Consider the following 18,121-nt stretch of genomic DNA (forward strand, 5'->3'; position numbering starts at 1 on the left):
TATTAGTTTTATCTTTGCGAAGATTAAAAGGAGAAGTTATGAGCAAATTAATCAATATCTGGAATTTCATATGCAGGCGTAAGTATCTCATTACGGTCGTCGCATTTGCTGTTATCATAGGTTTTCTGGACGAGAACAGCCTGGTTCGCCGTCTCGGATATGAGCGTGAAATCAGCCAGTTGAAAGAAGAAATAGAAAAATACCGGGTGGATTATGAAGAGAATACAAAACGTCTCAATGAAATAAGCACCAATCCTGATGCTATCGAACAGATTGCCCGTGAGAAGTATCTGATGAAGAAACCCAACGAAGATATTTACGTTTTTGAAGAATAAAGAATGAAACAATTAGTACCCGCTCTTTTTACTGTCGGCGCTATAATGACTCTTACCGGAGCCGCCGTATTTATTACCGGATGGTTTTATGCTCCCTATATATACACCATCGGAGCCGGATTCATCGCATTGGCGCAAGTGAACACCCCCGTCAAAGGAAAAAGCAAAACTCTGAAACGCCTGCGTATCCAGCAGATATTCGGGGCATTGGCACTCATACTGACTGGAGCTTTCATGTTCACCACACGTGGCAACGAATGGATTGCCTGCCTTACCATCGCCGCTATGCTCGAACTTTATACTGCCTTCCGCATTCCGCAGGAAGAAGAAAAGGAAAGGGCATAAAAAAGCCCATTCATAACTTCACAGTCTTGAACAGGCACCAACACAAACAAAATTTTAATTTTATATTCCGTCCTTTTCCACAAAGAACGGAATATTATTTCATTTTAACAATGATCAATTATAATTGTTTAATTATTTCTTTACCGGAGAATATCTTGCATTCAGTCCATCTACAATTTCTTTTGTGATGTTAAATGTACTATCAGCATAAAGCAGATTATCGAAACCTGTGTTGCTGAAAATCAAGCTATATCCGTGAGTTTTGTTATACTCTTTCAGGAAAGCATTGATTGAATCGCGGAACTGCAAGCTGTTCTTATTGTTTTCTTCCATCAAACCATTCTGAAGTTTGGTGCTCAAATCCTGCAAGTCTTGTTCCAACTTCACCAGACGGTTGTATTCCTGCTGAGCTCTGTCTTGTGACAGGAATGCATTATTTTCAACTTTTTTCTGGAAGTCTTGTTTTTCCTTATTCAGAGCGTTAGCTTTCTGGTTCAACGTCATACGAACGTTTTCGCTCTTCTTCACCATCGCCTCATTCAAGTCAATACAGAAGTTGTATTTAGCTAACAGCGAATCTATTTCAACATAGGCAATTTTCATTCCTGACAGTTCGGCGTTAGCCTGAGATGGAGCAGCAGTAGTTTGATTGTCAGCTTTGCCGGCACATTGTGAAAATAAAACGATAAACGCAAGAGCAGCCAAACCGTTCATGAGGTAGTTCATTCTATTCATAATTTAATAAGTATTGTTTTTTAAATATTTAATTCATACTATCGTTCAAGGCTTTTTCCAACTCATCAATAGAAAAACGCGGTTTCTTTTGTGCTTCTCTGTCCTGAGACTGCACACATCCGATTCCTTTCTTACGCAACGCTTTGTTCCCGCTCACGTGACCATTAGGGAACTTTCCACCTTTCGTAAAGAATACTTTCACCCCTAATAATGCCAGGGAAATAGCAACTATTAACAAAGTTATCAGTATAGTCTCAACCATTTCTATTAATTTTGTGAGTGCAAAGATAGGCTTTAATGAGATATGAGTTCAGATAAGCCAATCAAATTAACCATATTTAGCAATAGAAGAGGGCAAAACCACCCTTCTATTCCTTATTATAATAAAGAAAACAACATGGAAAAAAAAGACTTAAAGCCGGCTGGCGTATTCAAGTATTTCGAAGAAATCTGCCAGGTGCCGCGCCCTTCAAAGAAGGAAGAGAAAATGATTGCCTATCTGAAGGCATTCGGAGCTAAACATAACCTCGAGACCAAGGTAGATGAGGCAGGCAATGTACTGATTAAAAAACCTGCTACTCCGGGCAAGGAAAATCTGCAGACTGTCGTACTGCAATCGCATATCGACATGGTGTGCGAAAAGAACAACGACGTTCAGCACGACTTTCTCACCGACCCTATCGTAACGGAAATAGACGGAGAATGGCTGAAAGCCAAAGGAACCACCCTCGGAGCCGACAACGGTATCGGTGTGGCTACCGAACTGGCTATCCTTGCCGATGACAGCATTGAGCACGGACCGCTGGAATGTCTGTTCACTGTAGACGAAGAAACCGGACTGACCGGTGCATTTGCTCTGAAAGAGGGCTTCATGAGTGGTGATATTCTCCTGAACCTTGACTCTGAGGACGAAGGCGAAATCTATATCGGATGTGCCGGTGGCATCGATTCTGTCGCAGAATTTACATACAAAGAGATAGAAGTTCCTGCCGGATATTTCTTCTTCAAGGTAGAAGTGAAGGGATTGAAAGGTGGTCATTCCGGTGGTGATATTCACTTGGGAAGAGGAAACGCGAACAAGATTCTGAATCGTTTCCTCACGCGTATAGCTGATAATCACGACTTGTATCTCTGCGAAATCAACGGGGGAAATCTGCGCAACGCCATTCCCCGCGAAGCGTATGCCGTCTGTGCCGTCCCCGAGGATGCGAAACATGATGTACGTACCGAACTGAATATCTTCGCCAGCGAAATGGAGGATGAACTGTCCGTTGTAGAACCGGACTTGAAACTGGTTCTTGAATCGGAAACTCCCCGCAAGACTGCTATCGACCAGGATACAGCCAACCGTTTGATGAAGGCTTTGTATGCTGCTCCTCACGGTGTATATGCCATGAGCCAGGACATTCCGGGATTGGTGGAAACGTCTACAAATCTTGCTTCCGTGAAGATGAAGCCAAACAATATCATCCGTATCGAAACCAGCCAGCGCAGTTCCATTCTGTCCGCCCGCAATGATATGGCGAATACTGTACGTGCCGTATTCCGTCTGGCAGGCGCCGATGTCACCTTCGGCGAAGGTTATCCGGGATGGAAACCGAATCCACATTCGGCTATCCTCGAAGTAGCTGCCGAGTCTTACAAGCGTTTATTCGGCGTAGATGCCAAAGTAAAAGCTATTCATGCCGGATTGGAATGCGGTTTGTTCCTTGATAAATATCCGACATTGGATATGATTTCTTTCGGACCGACGCTTACCGGTGTGCACTCTCCCGATGAACGGATGCTTATCCCTACTGTAGATAAGTTCTGGAAGCACTTACTGGATATTCTGGTACATGTTCCAGTTAAGAAATAACAGACGGTCAGATCAGCGAATCGAGGGTTATGGTAATAGCGAAAAAAGAGTAGCTGTTACCATACTCTTTTTTGTTACGGGCGTATTGGGCATCAGCTTTCTTATCCCTTCTCATAGTATAGCACAAGATTTTCATTACAGGCAAGATTCTCTCTTCCAAGAAAAAGTCCCTTTTCGCGTCGTAAGCTGGAACATAGAAAACCTGTTCGACACTCACCATGACAGTCTGAAGAATGACCGCGAATTTCTTCCCGATGCGATGCGTCACTGGAATTACAGCAGATACAAAAAGAAGCTGGCTGATATTGCACGTGTCATCACGGCGATTGGCGAATGGAATCCGCCCGCCCTCGTAGGTCTTTGTGAAGTAGAAAATGATACGGTACTGCGTGACCTTACCCGCCGCTCACCTTTAAAGGAATTCGATTATCGTTATGTGATGACCGATTCTCCCGATTCAAGAGGTATTGATGTAGCTCTGCTCTATCAACGGGATTTATTCAAATTATTATCTTCCCGCTCCATTTCTATTCCACCCTTAAAACAACATCGCCCGACAAGAGACTTACTACACGTCAGCGGGCTGTTACTAACAGAAGATACGCTGGACGTATTCGTCTGCCATCTTCCAAGCCGTTCCGGCGGAGCGAAAGAGTCTGAACCCTATCGGCTTCATGCTGCTCAAATTCTACGAACGGAAGCGGATAGTATCTTGCACAAACGGCTCCACCCCCAAGTTATCATCATGGGAGATTTTAATGACTATCCGACCAATAAGTCTATCCGGAAAGTACTGGAAGCGGAAGCACCATCCCCTGCCTTATCTCCATTGAAACTCTATCATCTACTCGCCCGAAAAGCCAAATCCAAAGATTTCGGTTCTTACAAATATCAAGGCGAATGGGGATTGCTCGACCACTTGATCGTATCCGGTACTTTGCTGAACCGCTCCGGTGAGTTCTTCACCAGTGAGGAAAAAGCGAACGTCTGCCTGCTCCCCTTTTTACTAATTGAGGATAAGAAATACGGTGATAAAGAGCCTTTCCGCACTTATAAGGGGATGAAGTATCAAGGCGGTGTCAGCGACCATTTGCCTATTTACACCGACTTCGAGCTGATTCTACATTAACTGGAATTAAAAATAAAGAGTAAATTTCACTTTTCCATGAAGTTTACTCTTCATTGAATTTTAAAGTGGGGCATTTACTAAATATCCCTACTGGATATTATAATTCTATTTTTCTCACGCAATGGAAACTTCTTCCCAGTCTTCTACTGTTCGTGTGACGGATGAGAAGTTCACTCCGATACCAATTACTTTTCGTTTGTCTGCAAGATAAGGTCTGGCATAGCCAGTCTTTTCTATTTGCTCCAAAGCCTCCTGTGTCGTGCCGTCCATTTTAAATTCAAAGATATAGATGTAATCCTCCATCTCCAGTGTACAATCCACCCGTCCGTAGCTTTGACGGTCTTCGCAATGGATAGCGATGCAATATACACCTATCAGTCGAAGTAATAGATAAAAAGTGTATTGAAAATGCTTTTCTGTTATATCTATGTCTTTCAACGAGCCGTGAGAATCATAGGGAATACTAGCCAAAAAAGAGGTGAGAGAACGGCGGAACGCATCTGTATCACCCCGTTCAAGGTCCATCACGGCATCTGTTATCCAACTCGTCACTTCTTTACTCTTCGGCTTCATATAATTGGCTGCTAATACAGACAAGAATCCCTTCCGTACTTCGTTGTTCGGGAAATCGAGCAGATAGGTTCCCATTTTCTTATTATATTCCTTGATTGTGAGGTATCCGCTTTGAAAAATCATTGGTAGGGGTTGTTCCACATCCGCTTTGTAGTCTATAAACATAGTTGGGTCGTAGAATTTTCCTGTTAGTTCGTTCATCTGTTCGCGACTGTGTTGTAACAAACGTACCAGATAGGTCGGAGTACCAGTGGCGAACCAGTAGTCACGGATTTCATTCATATCAAAAGCATTAAGTATGCTAAACGGATTATAAATGGCGGCCATGTTCGTACTAAAATGATAACCATCATACTGCCGTTTCAACCAGTCCTTCATTTCCTCCACCGTACATTCGTATTTAGTTGCCAATCGCGAGATGGGTTCTGCGAAGTATTTCTCCAATTCTTCCTGAGTGATTCCGCATAGTGATTCGTAGCGTTCATCCATACTAATGTCTTTTGGTTGGTTGAAGCCACTGAACACACTTACTTGCGAAAATTTCGTAACTCCCGTCAACAATACGAATTTCAGATACTCGTCAGCTCCTTTGAAGGTGGAATAAAAAGATTTCAGAATTTCCCTGTGATGGTCTTCAAGCAAAAGTTTCTCTCCTACATGGTTGCGGATGTAAGTTCCGGTATCCAACACATCGAGAATGGGTTTGTCATATTCATCAATCAGTACTACCGCACGCTGTCCTGTCCGTTCATAAGCACGGCGGAGCAGTTCCTTGAAGCGGTCACCTGTAGTAGTGTAGTTCAGATTTTTGCCATAGATGTCTTCCCAATTACCTAAATACCCTTCAATAGTTGCTTCGAGCACTCCCGGTTGGGTATATGGCCCACCGTTAAAGTCAATGCGGAAAATAGGATATTGCAACCAGTCTTTTTCAAGATCGGCAATTGCCAGTCCGTCGAAAAGTTCTTTCCGCCCCTGAAAATAACAGGCAAGTGTACTCACCAGCAAACTCTTCCCAAAACGACGGGGACGACTCAAGAAACAGATTGAACCCGTTTGCACAAGGTTGTAAACTAAGGCAGTCTTGTCTACATAAACAAAACCGTCTTCACGAATGCGGTCAAAGCTCTGTATTCCAATAGGATATTTCATCTTTTTATCGGCTTTTTATGAATCACTAGACGAAGATACGTGAAAACAGGCATAAATACAAACGATTCCGGACATTATAAAACGAATTTTGTTGTACTACTTAACATTTAATCTGAATACTGATAAACCTTCAAGTCAAACTTGGGAACCATTGCCAGCAAATGGTCAAAGATGTCCGACTGGATACGTTCGTATTCTTTCCAAACCTTATTTCGGGAGAAGAAGTAAACCTGAATAGGCACTCCATACATCGTGGCCTCTTTTTGGCTGATAATCAAGTCCAAATCCTGGTTTACCACAGGCAAACTACACAAATAACGTTCAATATATACTCTGTAAATCTGGGAGTTCGTAGGCACTATGCCCTCTTCGGGCTGATAGTCCGCCATTAAAGGAATTTCCTTCCGATAACGGTCGAGCATTTCGGGCGTGCAGAATTGAAGCGTAGTCAAGTCCAGGGTTATATTCTTCATCACCCTTCGTCCTCCCGACTGCACCATTCCCCGCCAATTCTGAAAAGGAGTGCTGACCAAGGTATATGGTGGAACAGTAGAGATGGTATTATCGAAATTCTGAATCTTGACTGTATTCAGCGTAATCTCCTGCACCGTACCGTTTGCCTCACCGGAAGGAAGCGTAACCCAGTCGCCCGGACGGACCATATCATTGGCGGAAAGCTGGATGCCCGCAACAAACCCCAATATGGAATCTTTGAAAACCAACATCAAGATGGCTGCCGAAGCACCTAACCCCGCAAATAAACTGGCAGGAGATTTGTTCACGATGATAGCGATGATTACAATTCCGCCCACAAAAAAAAGGAGTACCTGCAATACTTGGATAAATCCCTTCATCGGACGGTCTTTCATAGATTCTTTTCCGTCATAGATGTCCATTATCATCAACAGGATACCATTTACAGCCAGCAGCAACGAGAAAATAATATAAACGACACAGGCTTTTTGAGAAATCAACAGCAGTTCCTTCCCACGAATGAAAGCCATTGGCAGCAAAGCATAAACAAGAAAAGCCGGAATGGTATGTATCAGGTGATGAAACACCTTACGCTTCATCAACAATGTATTCCATAGATGTGGTTTCCGGCGGGTGTACTGCTTCATCCCGCCCATAAGAATCGCCTGGCAAAGATAATTCAGACCGATGGCAATGGCAATCATCAGTATGGCCATAATAGTCTCATCAAAACGGTCGGCAACTTTCGGGTCAATTCCCCAATCTATCAGGATTTTGTTCATCCATTTTCCTAAATCTACTACTAGCATAACTTATATTCTTTTTTATTTAATAACAGCTAAATATGCATTTGGTTTAGAAAAAAAAGACCGGCGTCTGATTCACGAAAAATCAAGACCGCCAGTCTTCACTGATACTTTCCAAGCATATCTTTCAATGATGCCAACTCCGTCAGGGAGTTATCATCACTCCTATTTCATTCATTTCTACTTTTGCGGTTGTCGCGGTAGGCGTAGTAGCCTCTAATTTAATATAACGCGCCTGTACTTTCTGACCGAAAGCAACTGTCTGCGGCAACGGATTGTGCATAATATTGCTGAACTCTCCATTCGTGGGAACTTCCTTCCAGTTCTTGCCGTCCATGCTGACAAAGAATTTATAACGGAAAGCCATGGCCGGTTTCGCTTCCGCTTTCAACGGAGCATAGGTAAAACTGCTCAATGTCACCGTTTTACCCAAATCAATCGTAAGCGGAGAAGCAGCTACTTGTTTCCAACCGCTACGAGGCAGGTTATTCCAGTCTTCTCCCTGAGCCGCTTCCTCCAAAGGAGCCGCATAATAAGCACCAACCTGATTTATGTGAGCAGTCAGACGACATTCATTTATCTTCACCCGAAGTTGACTGGCTTTTACCGCAGGGAAACGCAGCATACGTTTATACCCGATTGTAGTGCCTTTACCAACTTCTTTCCAACCGTTATCCGTCAGAGCCTCAACGGTAAAAGCCTCTACCCTCTGCCCTTTCGTTATATCTTCCTGAAGCATCACGACATTGATTTCCGACTTCGGCTTCAAGGAATAAACGGCCTCACTACCCGAAGTGGCATTCCAGTAGTTTCTTCCTTTCCTCACCCGGTTGTCGGCAAATATCTGTTCCCGATAAGAGGCAAATTCTTTCAGTCGGTTCACATCTGCTTCATTTATCAGCCCTCTACGGTCGGGAGGAATATTCAATAAGAGCACGGAATTATAGCCTACCGACCGGAAATAAATATCCGATAGATGTTTCAGGGATTTTACTTTACTGTCTTCCGACTCGTGATAGAACCATCCCGGACGGATAGACACATCCACTTCCGAGGGATACCAGAACAATTCCGTAGCTTTCTCCAACATCTTACGGCTTCCTAAATCTTCCGCTTTGCTAAAGACACCCAGACGTTTGTTGTTTTCTGCCGAACGGGCATAAATGCCCGGAGTCAGTACAGTGGCATTCCATTCTGTTTCGCGTCCCAAGCCTTTCTCGTTTCCTACCCAGCGGACATCGTCTCCCATAATCGCCATCACCGCTTTGGGTTGCAGACGTTGGATAGTTTTATAGAAAGCGTCCCAGTCATATATTTGTTTCTTTCCGTTCGGACCTTCTCCGTTCGCTCCGTCGAACCATACTTCGTGCACTTCACCGTAATTAGTCAACAGTTCCGTCAACTGGCGGATAAAAAACTCATTGTAGCGGGGAGAATCTCCGTAACATTCCGCGTTTCTGTCCCACGGAGAGAGATAGACTCCGAATTTCATTCCATATTTATCGCAGGCCTTCCGAAGTTCTTTCACAACGTCTCCCTGTCCGTTCTTCCAAGGGGAAGAAGCTACGGAATGTTTGGTGGTAGCCGTAGGCCAAAGACAGAAACCGTCGTGATGTTTCGCTGTAAGAAGTACCATTTTAAAGCCGGCTTCCTTAAGGCTGCGTACCCATTGTCCGGCATCCAGTTCCGAAGGGTTGAACAGTGCGGGGTCTTCTTTTCCGTCTCCCCATTCGCGTCCGGTAAAAGTGTTGATACCGAAATGGAGAAAAGCAGTCAGTTCCATTTGCTGCCACAATAACTGTTGGGGAGTAGGTACCAGACGTGCCGCCAAATCTACCTTCTGTTCAAGTGTTGCATTTTGAGGAAATTCGACGTGCTTCACGTAATAATCATCTGACTTTTGTGCTTGTACGCTCAATGTTATGGCAGAGGATAATAATAGTGTGGTTAGGAGTTTGTTCATAATATACTATTTAATTAATGCTGATAGCACAAAGATAACATAAAGGTGTGATTTTCACTACTCCGGCAGAATATTTCTGACAATATTCAAAGAAACCGTGAAATCCACACCTGATTATATGTAATCTAACAGCCTATTGGTTCAACACTCATTTTATCGGATAAAGGGTAAATTCAAAACTCTGTTTCTTCAACGGAACCAAATATTGCGGCAGCACACCGGGACCGCAAGTAGCCGTTCCCACACCTGCCTGCTCTGCATCCAAGTGTACAGTGAACATTCCGTCACGTTCCAAGTCGTTGATATGACGGGCTTTCTCTAATAATACATCTGAGAAAGGAATCATACTGAACTGGAAAGTGCGATTGGATTCAACAAAGATACCTTCACCGGACTGATTCGTAAACTTCGCCCAACGTACATCTGTCCGGTTGCCTGTTGACTGCGGAGTGACATAGTAATGGAACATACGTTCGGGAGTTGTCCGATACAGCCCGATTCTGCCGGACTGGTCACGGTCGATATACGTTTCATCGTCACCGCGTCCCAGATAGGAAACCTGATCGTACGTATCATCTACACGGAACGTTAATCCCAGGCGAGCCATTGATTTCACAATTGCTGTATCCGGCTCGAAAGTTGTGCTTACTTTCAATGCACCGTTCTTGTCAAGTGCATAAATAAAATCAGCCGTACCTACTCTCTGTCCTTTTACGTTGAGTATTTCCACACGGGCGGTTGTCGAGTTCTTGCCTTCTTTCAGTGAAACGACTTTTTGGGTTATATTGTCCAGTCCTGCTCTACGCCACAGGCGTGCACCGTTCTTATCACGATTATCATTATCCGTAGCCGGACGGAAAAGGCTCAGTGTTACCGGGGTGGACAACAGCTCTTTGCCATTCAGATTCAAAGAGGTCAATGCGCCCGTTTCTTTATCAACAGTGAATGTAGTCTCACCTGCTTTTTGCGGACGATGAGCCGTAGAGTTCTTATTATCGGCAAGAACAAACTGGTCATAAGCCACTTCCCAGTCTTCAGCTATCATCGGGGAAGCCTCCTTGCGGGTCCAGCTAATATTCAGATAAGCCTCCCGGTCTTTTTTTGATAGAATAACATTACCCAACTGTATATCTATTGTAGCGTGCGGCTCACAATCCAATACATTTGTGCCTTCCGCCAGTCTTTCCCCACTATCTGTCGTTACATTCCAATGGAATATATATTCATTCAGATTGGAGAAATCGTACCAGTTCTTGATACGGAGTTTCATGTTCCGCCGGTCAAGTAATGTAGTCTTTATGTTTTGATAGACTTTCTTCACTTCAAGCAAATGCGGATGTGGTTCACGGTCGGCACCTACCAGACCATTACAGCAGAAGTTGCCGAAGCTGGGGATTCCTTCCGGACCATAGTCACCGCCGTAAGTCCAGTACCATTTTCCGTTCTTGTCTATTTCACGGAAAGACTGGTCCACCCAGTCCCAGACGTTACCGCCTTGTGCCATCGGTTCACTTTCAAAGACATCCCAGTATTCTTTCAGTCCGCCGCAACTGTTGCCCATTGCGTGCAGATATTCACAAAGGATGAAAGGACGATAGATGTCTTTCTTTGCCACATATGCTTTGATGTCGTCCACACTGCGGTACATACGGCAGTAAATGTCCGTATTGTAATTCTGTTCGGCACGCTCGTACTGTACGGGGCGGGTCTTTTCTACTGATTTCAGCCAGTCGTAGGTACGCTCGAAGTTGATACCGTTGCCGGCTTCATTTCCAAGCGACCAGATAACGATGGCGGGATGATTCTTGGAACGTTCGTACATACGGTGCGTACGGTCCATGTGTGCCGGCAGCCAGGTGCTGTCTTTGGCGAGGGAAGCGGGACCGTAACCCATGCCGTGGGATTCGATGTTTGCTTCATCAATCATATACAGTCCGTAACGGTCGCAAAGCTGATACCAATAAGGATGGGTAGGATAATGCGAGTTTCGAACCAAATTGATGTTATGCTGTTTCATCAGTTTGATATCCAGCTCCATTAATTCCTTGCTCACCGTACGTCCGAGTTGCGAATGTTCATGACGGTTGGTTCCTTTCACCAGTACCGGAACGCCGTTGATACAAAAACGTCCGTCCTTGATTTCCGAAGTGCGGAAGCCTACTTCACATCCGGTCAGTTCGGTGACTTTGCCTTGGGCGTCTTTCAGTTCGAGTACTAATGTATAAAGATTAGGATGCTCCGCATCCCAAGCCTTCACATTCGGAATCTTCTTTTCATCAAACGCGATGAAATTGCTCAATCCACGGGATTTTATCTGAATAGCATCCTGCAAGACTGCCTTGCCCGAAACATCTTTCAATGTGTAAGCAATAGAGCTGGCGGTAGCGGAAGGGCCTTCCACGGTAACTTCCAGTCCGAAGATACCATCTTTGTATTTATCCTTATCTAAAGAAGCGTTCAGTTTATAGTCGGCAATATACTGTTTGGGAGTACTGTAAAGATACACATCACGTTCGATACCGCTCAAACGCCACATATCCTGACATTCCAGATAAGCGCCCGAACTCCAACGGTACACTTCCAAAGCAACCACATTCTCTCCGTCATTCAAAACATCGGTGATGTCCCATTCGGCATTTGTTTTCGAACCCTGGTTGTATCCGAGCTGTTTCCCGTTCACCCATACGTAATAGAAAGAGATCACACCTTCACAGCAAAGCACTACACGGCGACCTTTCCAGTCAGCAGGCACTTTGAACGTACGACGATAGGAACCGACTTCATTCTCCGCATAAGGAACCAGTGGCGGATTCTTTTTAAAGTTGAACATTTTGTCGTCAAATTCATATGTCTCGTTGACATAAATAGCTGTGCCATAACCCTGACGTTCCCAGTTGCCGGGAACGTTGATGTCCGCCCAACCTCCGGTATAATAAGAAGGCTGATAAAAATCTTTCGGACGGTTATCGGGATTCTTCACCCAATGGAATTTCCATTTCCCGTTCAGGCTCATATAAAATGGGGACTGTTCGTATCCGCCCGGCTTTTCAATATCGGAAGCGTCGGCGTAAGGCCATACGTAGGTATGAGGGGCGAGTTTGTTCAGTCCTACCGCATACTGGCTTTGCCATTCGGGCAATACTTGCTTCTGTGCCGAAGCGAAAGATGCAGTCAGTCCTGCCAATAAGATTAAAAAAGTTCGTTTCTTTAAGCTGATGTTCATAATTGTTATTTTTAACTGCTTGACTACTATTCTATAATCACCTCATCAAAATAGACTCTCGCTTCCTGGTCGGGACGGACGTGTTCGGCGGGGCAAATCCCTGCTCCTTTTGCCGTTACCCGGACATAGCGGGCAGATACTCCGCCCATATCTATCGAGTAGTCATTTCTGTAAGTTCCTTCCTGATAGATTTCTTCCAAAGAGAAATTCAACTCCCCTATGGCACGGTATGCTCGGTTATCATCGGAAACCTCTACGCGAATCATCTTCGGCTTGTGTACTCCCATCCCATAATTCGTAATACAGCCAATGGCAAATTTATTCAGTTTTTCCTTATCAAGCAAATCTATCGTGAAAGATATAGAATCATTCCGAGTCCAGTTACACCACTCAAAATCTGTATATTTCAAGCTTCCCCGCAATCCGTTGACTAATAACATTTCGTTCTTCTTATTGCCAAGCAAAGGTTTTGCCGTAGCTTTGTTCCATGTGAGTTGCAATTCTAAGGTTTCTCCCATTTGCTTGCCGTTCATAAAAGTAGCCGCCTTCACCATTTGTGTCTTCGTCACACGGATAGGGCCGTCATAACGATGAGAGGACATAGCCGGGTCACTGCCATTCAGCGTATAGTGAATTTCCACGTCCGGGCGGAGACATTCCAGGTTCACTTCCAGATGTCCGTCCACCGGGGTCACCGTCTGCTGTATGTTATACATTGAGCAGGCGTAGATAATCCCTTTTTCTGCAATATGGGCGTTGTATGCGTCCATTCGTTTCAAGAATCCGGGCCAGTCTTTTGTACCTGCGGGCGTCCATGCCACCTCTGCCAAAGCTGCCAGACGAGGAAACAAAAGATACTCCACATCTTCCGGCTTATTGCAGAATTCCGTCCACATACAAGCCTGTACTCCCATTAACAAAGACTCGTATTCCGGTTTCCAATCCTTCTGCACCGGTTCGTAATCAAAAACATCTTTCAGTGTATTGTTTCCGAAATAGGTTACCGGTTCAAACCATTGCGGCCCCTGATAGCGAATCAGATACATGATGCGCGCCGGAGTCATGATAAAACGATGTCCCTTTTCGGCAGCTTTCAGAGCAGCCGTCCCCATTCCCTGCCAACCGAGGATGATGGATTCTTCGGGAAGAAAAGAACTGTTTGTCAACTCATCCCAGCCAATCACTTCGCGACCTTTTTTGCGCAGATAATCACTGATACGTTTCATAAAATAACCCTGCAAATCTTCTTCATTCGCCAAATGCTGCTTTTTCATCCGTTTCTGGCAAAGCGGGCATTTTTCCCAATTCGTCTTTCGGGCTTCATCTCCTCCCATATGAATATAACGGGAAGGGAAAAGTGCCAGAATTTCGTCAAAGACATCTTGCAGGAATGTAAAGACACTGTCGTTTCCCGCGCAATAGATTATTTCAGAATTCCGTCCTCCCAGTCCGGGAAGCACACCGATAAAGTCTTTCACAACCGGACAGGCAAGCTGGGGATAGGCAGCCAAAGCAGAGTTACTGTGAGCAGGTACATCTATTTCGGGAATTACTTCAATCTGCCTGTCGGCGGCATAAGCCACTATCTCCCGAATCTCATCCTGCGTATAGAAACCACCTATCGGAGTAGGCTCTCCACGCTTCGGGTTACGGCGTGAGTGGAAAGGTACATCCGTACGGTCTACTCTCCACGCTCCTACTTCCGTCAAACGGGGATATTTCTTTATTTCAATCCGCCAGCCGTTATCATCCGTCAGATGAAAATGAAGCTTGTTTATTTTCAGCATCGCCATGCAGTCGATGATTCGCAATACGTTCTCCTTAGGAATAAAACAACGTACCGGGTCCAAAAGTAATCCTCTGAAACCGAAACGGGGCTCATCCTGAACTGTCATTGCGGGAACACTCCAAGCGATATTCTGTACCGGTTGTTCTGATTCTATGGCAGCAGGCAGGAGTTGGCGGACAGATTGCAGGGCATAGAAAAATCCCTTTGTATCCGAAGCTTTAATAAGTATCTGTTCAGGGGTAATCTCCAGCAGATATGCTTCGGTTTTTAAAGAAGTATCCGTCACAAAACGGACTTGTCCTTCTTTGTTGCCGACATTCAATGCAGGAGTTATTCCGGCAGCATGGGTAAACAGATTGATAAAATTGTGGGCAATCGCAGCCTGCTCCTGATTTTCTACCGCAAATGCCGTTTTTGCAGAAAAGGTGAAGTTGCCACTGCCCGGCACAAACTGTGTCGGGCGTGGAACTATTGAAATTAAAGGGGATGTTAAGTTATCAGCCTGCAAAAACGCTGTCAACGGCGAAAGCAGTACGAGAATGATCAAGATGTATCTTTTCATGGCGTATGTACGTTGGATTTATTCCTTGTCTCTCTCCGGTGAGAAGCGGACAGGGTCATTGTATTGCTCCTGAAGTTTCAGCATTTCTTCTTTCAGTTCTTTCACTACCGATTCATATTCAGGCTGTCCATAGAGGTTATGCATTTCCGACGGGTCTGCCTGCAGGTCGTAAAGTTCCCACCAGTTGATGTCATTATAGAAATGAATCAGTTTATAGCGCTCCGTGCGTACGCCGTAATGACGTTTCACCATGTGCTCGGCGGGATATTCGTAGAAATGATAATAGAGAGCTTTCCGCCAGTCTTTCGGATGTTCGCCTTTCAGCAAGGGTACGAGGGATACACCTTGGATATCAGAAGGAATCTCCGCTCCTGCCAATTCGAGGAAGGTGGGTGCATAGTCGATGTTCTGTACCATTTCGGTGATGTCGCCTCTGCGGTCGAATCCTTTCGGCAGGCGCATGATAAGCGGTGTACGCATGGATTCTTCGTACATGAAGCGTTTGTCGAACCAACCGTGTTCGCCCATATAGAATCCCTGGTCGGAAGTGTAGACAACGAGTGTGTTATCCAGCAGTCCTTTCTCTTTCAGGTAGTCGAGCACACGGCCTACATTGTCGTCCAGTGATTTCACGGTCTTCATGTAGTCGCGCATGTAACGCTGGAATTTCCAGTTGGCAAGGTCTTTGCCTTGAAGGTTCTGTTTATAGAAATCGTCTATAATCGGAGTGTAGAATTTGTCCCAGGCGGCTCGTTGTGCTTCATCCATGCGACCGATATATTTCTCATACAAGGATTTCAGACGGGACTTTTTATCGGGACGAAGCATTTTGAGGTCATAAATCATGTCCATGTCCTTTACAATGCTCATCTCTTGTGCGGCAGCGGCGGGACGCTCTTCGTAGTCGTCAAAGAAATTGTCCGGCAGAGGGAAGGTTTTATCCTCGTACAAAGCCAGATTGCAAGTATCCGCCAACCAGTTGCGGTGAATCGCCTTGTGGTGAATCAGGAGACAGAAAGGTTTCTCCGGGTTGCGCTTGTTTTCTATCCAGTCGATAGCATCATCGGTGATAAGGTTCGTGATGTATCCATGTTTTTGGATAGTGTCATTGTTTTGTGTGATGAAATCCGGATTGTAGTAGTCGCCCTGTCCGGGGACAATTTGCCAGTAATCAAATCCGGACGGCAAGCTTTCAAGATGCCATTTACCCACCAGCGCTGTCTGGTAGCCGATTTTCTGCAACAGTTTCGGGAAGGTCTGTTGCGAACTGTCGAATACGCAAGTGGTGTTATCGTAGAATTTATTAGCACAGCTATGTTTTCCTGTTATCATGCAGGCGCGGCTGGGACCGCTTAATGAATTGGCCACAAAACTTTGAGTAAAACGTACGCCGTCGGCAGCAATGCGGTCGAGATTCGGAGTTTCCATGTAGCGCGTGTCGTAACAGCTCATCATCTGCGCTGTGTGATCGTCCGTCATGATGTAGACGATATTCAAAGGTAGTTGCTCCACAGGCTTTTGCTTGTTTGAACAGGAAGCAAGGGAAGCTACGGCAGCTACTCCTGCCAGAGGAAAGAACAAGTTTGGTTTCAGTTTTTCCATAAAAACAATTTTATATTAGATTGTAGCAGCAAAGATAGGAGACGATAGTAAAAAACGACTTCCATTAATTACCAATTAATTTCCAATAATCTCCATTTCTGCATAACTCATCAAGAAATAAGCTGTATTCACAAAGATTTAAAAGAATGTCGGAAGTGGTAATGTATATATTAAAAACATAACTCCCGACATTCAACTATTTCAATTGCATAGATTAAATAAGGACTCTCATTCAATCGCTTTGATAAAGTTCGTCAAACTAGCATCCCAAGTCGATTTATAAGTTTCGACTTTATCTGCCGGTACAAAGATTGATTCCAAAGCATCGCAACCAACAAACCAAGTAGCTGAATTTTGACCAGGTATAACAGAGGTAGTATTAATCGTTACACTTCTCAAAGAACTACAATTTTTAAAAGCAGTTCCAAATATATTGGGATAATTCCCCTCAGGAAGTATAATGGTTTTTATAGAAGTATTGTAATCAGTTTCCGGAACCAAAGGAGTACCCATATAAAATGCATTAGCAGGAAAAGCTGTAGAAAGAAGCACACCTGATAAATCAATATTCACCACACTTGTTGTTTCTTTCAAAGGCTTACAAATATTATCTCTAAGTGCAGCTGTAGTAACAGTTGAAGTTGTTGTAACTTTTACGCTCACAACTCCACTAGGTATTTCAATGAGCGCACCACTATATTCAATAGTAATCCATGTACTTCCCGGATCTGCTGCCGCCTTGAATGTAACCGTTTTCATCACAGTCTGAGTTTTTCCATCAGAAATTAAAAAAGTCACAACCGCATCTCCAGAACTTGGATATACAACCCTTAGCGCAGAATTGTTAACTTCTATGGTCCAACCCGCAGGAACTGCATCTATCAATTTTATAATATAACCTTCTGGAAGATTCAGTTCATACGTTTGTTCTCCAGCAGTCTCCTTCTTATATTCATCCAACAAAAGCTTACTCAGATTTAGATATTTCGGTAAATCTACCGTTGTACCGCCATTCAATGTAATAGTAACTACATTATCTTTGTCACTTACTCCCGTTACAGGATGAGTTATAGGTCCAGGTACTGTCACCTCATTATCGCCAATAGTCAGTTTTGTAGAACCATCCGCATTTACTTCCACCTTGATATCATCTCCACCATTTACATATACAGTCTTACCGTCGACAACTAAAGGTTCCCCATTCAATGTCCAATACCATTTATCGTTTTCATCCTTTGCTACGCCAATAACTTCATCACTAGTACCACTGACCTCATTATCGGCATTATAATATAATGTAATAGGAGCTGCATGAAGGAAAGATATTTTATACCCTTCTTTTCCATCTTTTGTCACCTTTTCTACATCTGTTATATAGTCAGTAGCAGTCAGTATTCCTTGCAAGGAATTCAATTGTTCGACAACAGTTTTCTGCCATTTCTCTAAAGCAGAAATTCTTTCTTCCTGCCCGTTTACAGCATCCCATAATTCACCATCATCATAACTACAACTACCTAATAAAGTTGCTGCAAATACTGCACATAAAATCGTTCTTAGTTTCATATTATTATCTAA

At 44.2% G+C, this 18,121-nt stretch carries 13 protein-coding genes; 4 read left to right on the forward strand and 9 right to left on the reverse strand.

Annotated elements, in window-relative coordinates:
- The first annotated feature begins 38 nt into the window (after nt 1-38).
- Nucleotides 39-335, forward strand: coding sequence for a septum formation initiator family protein (locus ACGHVY_RS12460; protein ID WP_308745487.1), 297 nt, complete (start codon nt 39-41; stop codon nt 333-335).
- 3 nt (nt 336-338) lie between these two features.
- Nucleotides 339-680, forward strand: a complete 342-nt coding sequence (locus ACGHVY_RS12465; protein WP_390599334.1) for a hypothetical protein — start codon at nt 339-341, stop codon at nt 678-680.
- Between the two features lie 132 nt (nt 681-812).
- Here the strand turns inward: ACGHVY_RS12465 and ACGHVY_RS12470 are convergent, their stop codons facing one another.
- Together ACGHVY_RS12470 and ACGHVY_RS12475 are read right to left on the reverse strand one after the other, a co-directional pair.
- Nucleotides 813-1,415 carry an OmpH family outer membrane protein gene (locus ACGHVY_RS12470; protein WP_308745485.1) on the reverse strand — a complete coding sequence of 201 codons (603 nt, stop codon included), beginning with the start codon at nt 1,413-1,415 and terminating at the stop codon, nt 813-815.
- A gap of 28 nt (nt 1,416-1,443) precedes the next feature.
- Nucleotides 1,444-1,677 (reverse strand): hypothetical protein, encoded by a 234-nt coding sequence (locus ACGHVY_RS12475; RefSeq protein WP_024987742.1) that lies wholly within the window; start codon nt 1,675-1,677, stop codon nt 1,444-1,446.
- A gap of 135 nt (nt 1,678-1,812) precedes the next feature.
- Here ACGHVY_RS12475 and ACGHVY_RS12480 point away from each other — a divergent pair, with 135 nt between their 5' ends.
- Nucleotides 1,813-3,273 carry an aminoacyl-histidine dipeptidase gene (locus ACGHVY_RS12480; protein ID WP_308745484.1) on the forward strand — a complete coding sequence of 487 codons (1,461 nt, stop codon included), beginning with the start codon at nt 1,813-1,815 and terminating at the stop codon, nt 3,271-3,273.
- Nucleotides 3,254-4,402, forward strand: a complete 1,149-nt coding sequence (locus tag ACGHVY_RS12485; RefSeq protein ID WP_390599335.1) for an endonuclease/exonuclease/phosphatase family protein — start codon at nt 3,254-3,256, stop codon at nt 4,400-4,402. Before ACGHVY_RS12480 ends, ACGHVY_RS12485 begins: the two co-directional genes overlap by 20 nt.
- 114 nt (nt 4,403-4,516) lie before the next feature.
- Here the strand turns inward: ACGHVY_RS12485 and ACGHVY_RS12490 are convergent, their stop codons facing one another.
- From ACGHVY_RS12490 to ACGHVY_RS12520, 7 genes are all read right to left on the reverse strand, one after another.
- Complete coding sequence (locus tag ACGHVY_RS12490; RefSeq protein ID WP_390599336.1) at nt 4,517-6,127, reverse strand: AAA family ATPase; 1,611 nt, start codon at nt 6,125-6,127, stop codon at nt 4,517-4,519.
- Nucleotides 6,128-6,234: 107 nt separating this feature from the next.
- Nucleotides 6,235-7,410 (reverse strand): mechanosensitive ion channel family protein, encoded by a 1,176-nt coding sequence (locus tag ACGHVY_RS12495; RefSeq protein WP_390599337.1) that lies wholly within the window; start codon nt 7,408-7,410, stop codon nt 6,235-6,237.
- A gap of 142 nt (nt 7,411-7,552) precedes the next feature.
- Nucleotides 7,553-9,370 carry an alpha-L-fucosidase gene (locus ACGHVY_RS12500; protein WP_390599338.1) on the reverse strand — a complete coding sequence of 606 codons (1,818 nt, stop codon included), beginning with the start codon at nt 9,368-9,370 and terminating at the stop codon, nt 7,553-7,555.
- 148 nt (nt 9,371-9,518) lie between these two features.
- Complete coding sequence (locus ACGHVY_RS12505) at nt 9,519-12,593, reverse strand: glycoside hydrolase family 2 TIM barrel-domain containing protein (protein WP_390599339.1); 3,075 nt, start codon at nt 12,591-12,593, stop codon at nt 9,519-9,521.
- A gap of 26 nt (nt 12,594-12,619) precedes the next feature.
- Nucleotides 12,620-14,944: a family 20 glycosylhydrolase gene (locus ACGHVY_RS12510; RefSeq protein ID WP_390599340.1), complete on the reverse strand. Its 2,325-nt coding sequence runs from the start codon at nt 14,942-14,944 to the stop codon at nt 12,620-12,622.
- Nucleotides 14,945-14,962: 18 nt separating this feature from the next.
- Nucleotides 14,963-16,546 carry a sulfatase gene (locus ACGHVY_RS12515; RefSeq protein ID WP_390599341.1) on the reverse strand — a complete coding sequence of 528 codons (1,584 nt, stop codon included), beginning with the start codon at nt 16,544-16,546 and terminating at the stop codon, nt 14,963-14,965.
- A gap of 228 nt (nt 16,547-16,774) precedes the next feature.
- Nucleotides 16,775-18,109, reverse strand: a complete 1,335-nt coding sequence (locus tag ACGHVY_RS12520; RefSeq protein WP_390599342.1) for a PL29 family lyase N-terminal domain-containing protein — start codon at nt 18,107-18,109, stop codon at nt 16,775-16,777.
- Between the last annotated feature and the right edge of the window lie 12 nt (nt 18,110-18,121).

The organism is Bacteroides sp. f07 (genome assembly GCF_042854785.1).
Taxonomy (GTDB): Bacteria; Bacteroidota; Bacteroidia; order Bacteroidales; family Bacteroidaceae; genus Bacteroides.

Bases quoted from the DNA above. Each gene is read 5' to 3' on its own strand.
- ACGHVY_RS12460 (WP_308745487.1), top strand. From the start codon at position 39: ATGAGCAAATTAATCAATATCTGGAATTTCATATGCAGGCGTAAGTAT.
- ACGHVY_RS12465 (WP_390599334.1), top strand. From the start codon at position 339: ATGAAACAATTAGTACCCGCTCTTTTTACTGTCGGCGCTATAATGACT.
- ACGHVY_RS12470 (WP_308745485.1), bottom strand. From the start codon at position 1,415: ATGAATAGAATGAACTACCTCATGAACGGTTTGGCTGCTCTTGCGTTT.
- ACGHVY_RS12475 (WP_024987742.1), bottom strand. From the start codon at position 1,677: ATGGTTGAGACTATACTGATAACTTTGTTAATAGTTGCTATTTCCCTG.
- ACGHVY_RS12480 (WP_308745484.1), top strand. From the start codon at position 1,813: ATGGAAAAAAAAGACTTAAAGCCGGCTGGCGTATTCAAGTATTTCGAA.
- ACGHVY_RS12485 (WP_390599335.1), top strand. From the start codon at position 3,254: ATGTTCCAGTTAAGAAATAACAGACGGTCAGATCAGCGAATCGAGGGT.
- ACGHVY_RS12490 (WP_390599336.1), bottom strand. From the start codon at position 6,127: ATGAAATATCCTATTGGAATACAGAGCTTTGACCGCATTCGTGAAGAC.
- ACGHVY_RS12495 (WP_390599337.1), bottom strand. From the start codon at position 7,410: ATGCTAGTAGTAGATTTAGGAAAATGGATGAACAAAATCCTGATAGAT.
- ACGHVY_RS12500 (WP_390599338.1), bottom strand. From the start codon at position 9,370: ATGAACAAACTCCTAACCACACTATTATTATCCTCTGCCATAACATTG.
- ACGHVY_RS12505 (WP_390599339.1), bottom strand. From the start codon at position 12,593: ATGAACATCAGCTTAAAGAAACGAACTTTTTTAATCTTATTGGCAGGA.
- ACGHVY_RS12510 (WP_390599340.1), bottom strand. From the start codon at position 14,944: ATGAAAAGATACATCTTGATCATTCTCGTACTGCTTTCGCCGTTGACA.
- ACGHVY_RS12515 (WP_390599341.1), bottom strand. From the start codon at position 16,546: ATGGAAAAACTGAAACCAAACTTGTTCTTTCCTCTGGCAGGAGTAGCT.
- ACGHVY_RS12520 (WP_390599342.1), bottom strand. From the start codon at position 18,109: ATGAAACTAAGAACGATTTTATGTGCAGTATTTGCAGCAACTTTATTA.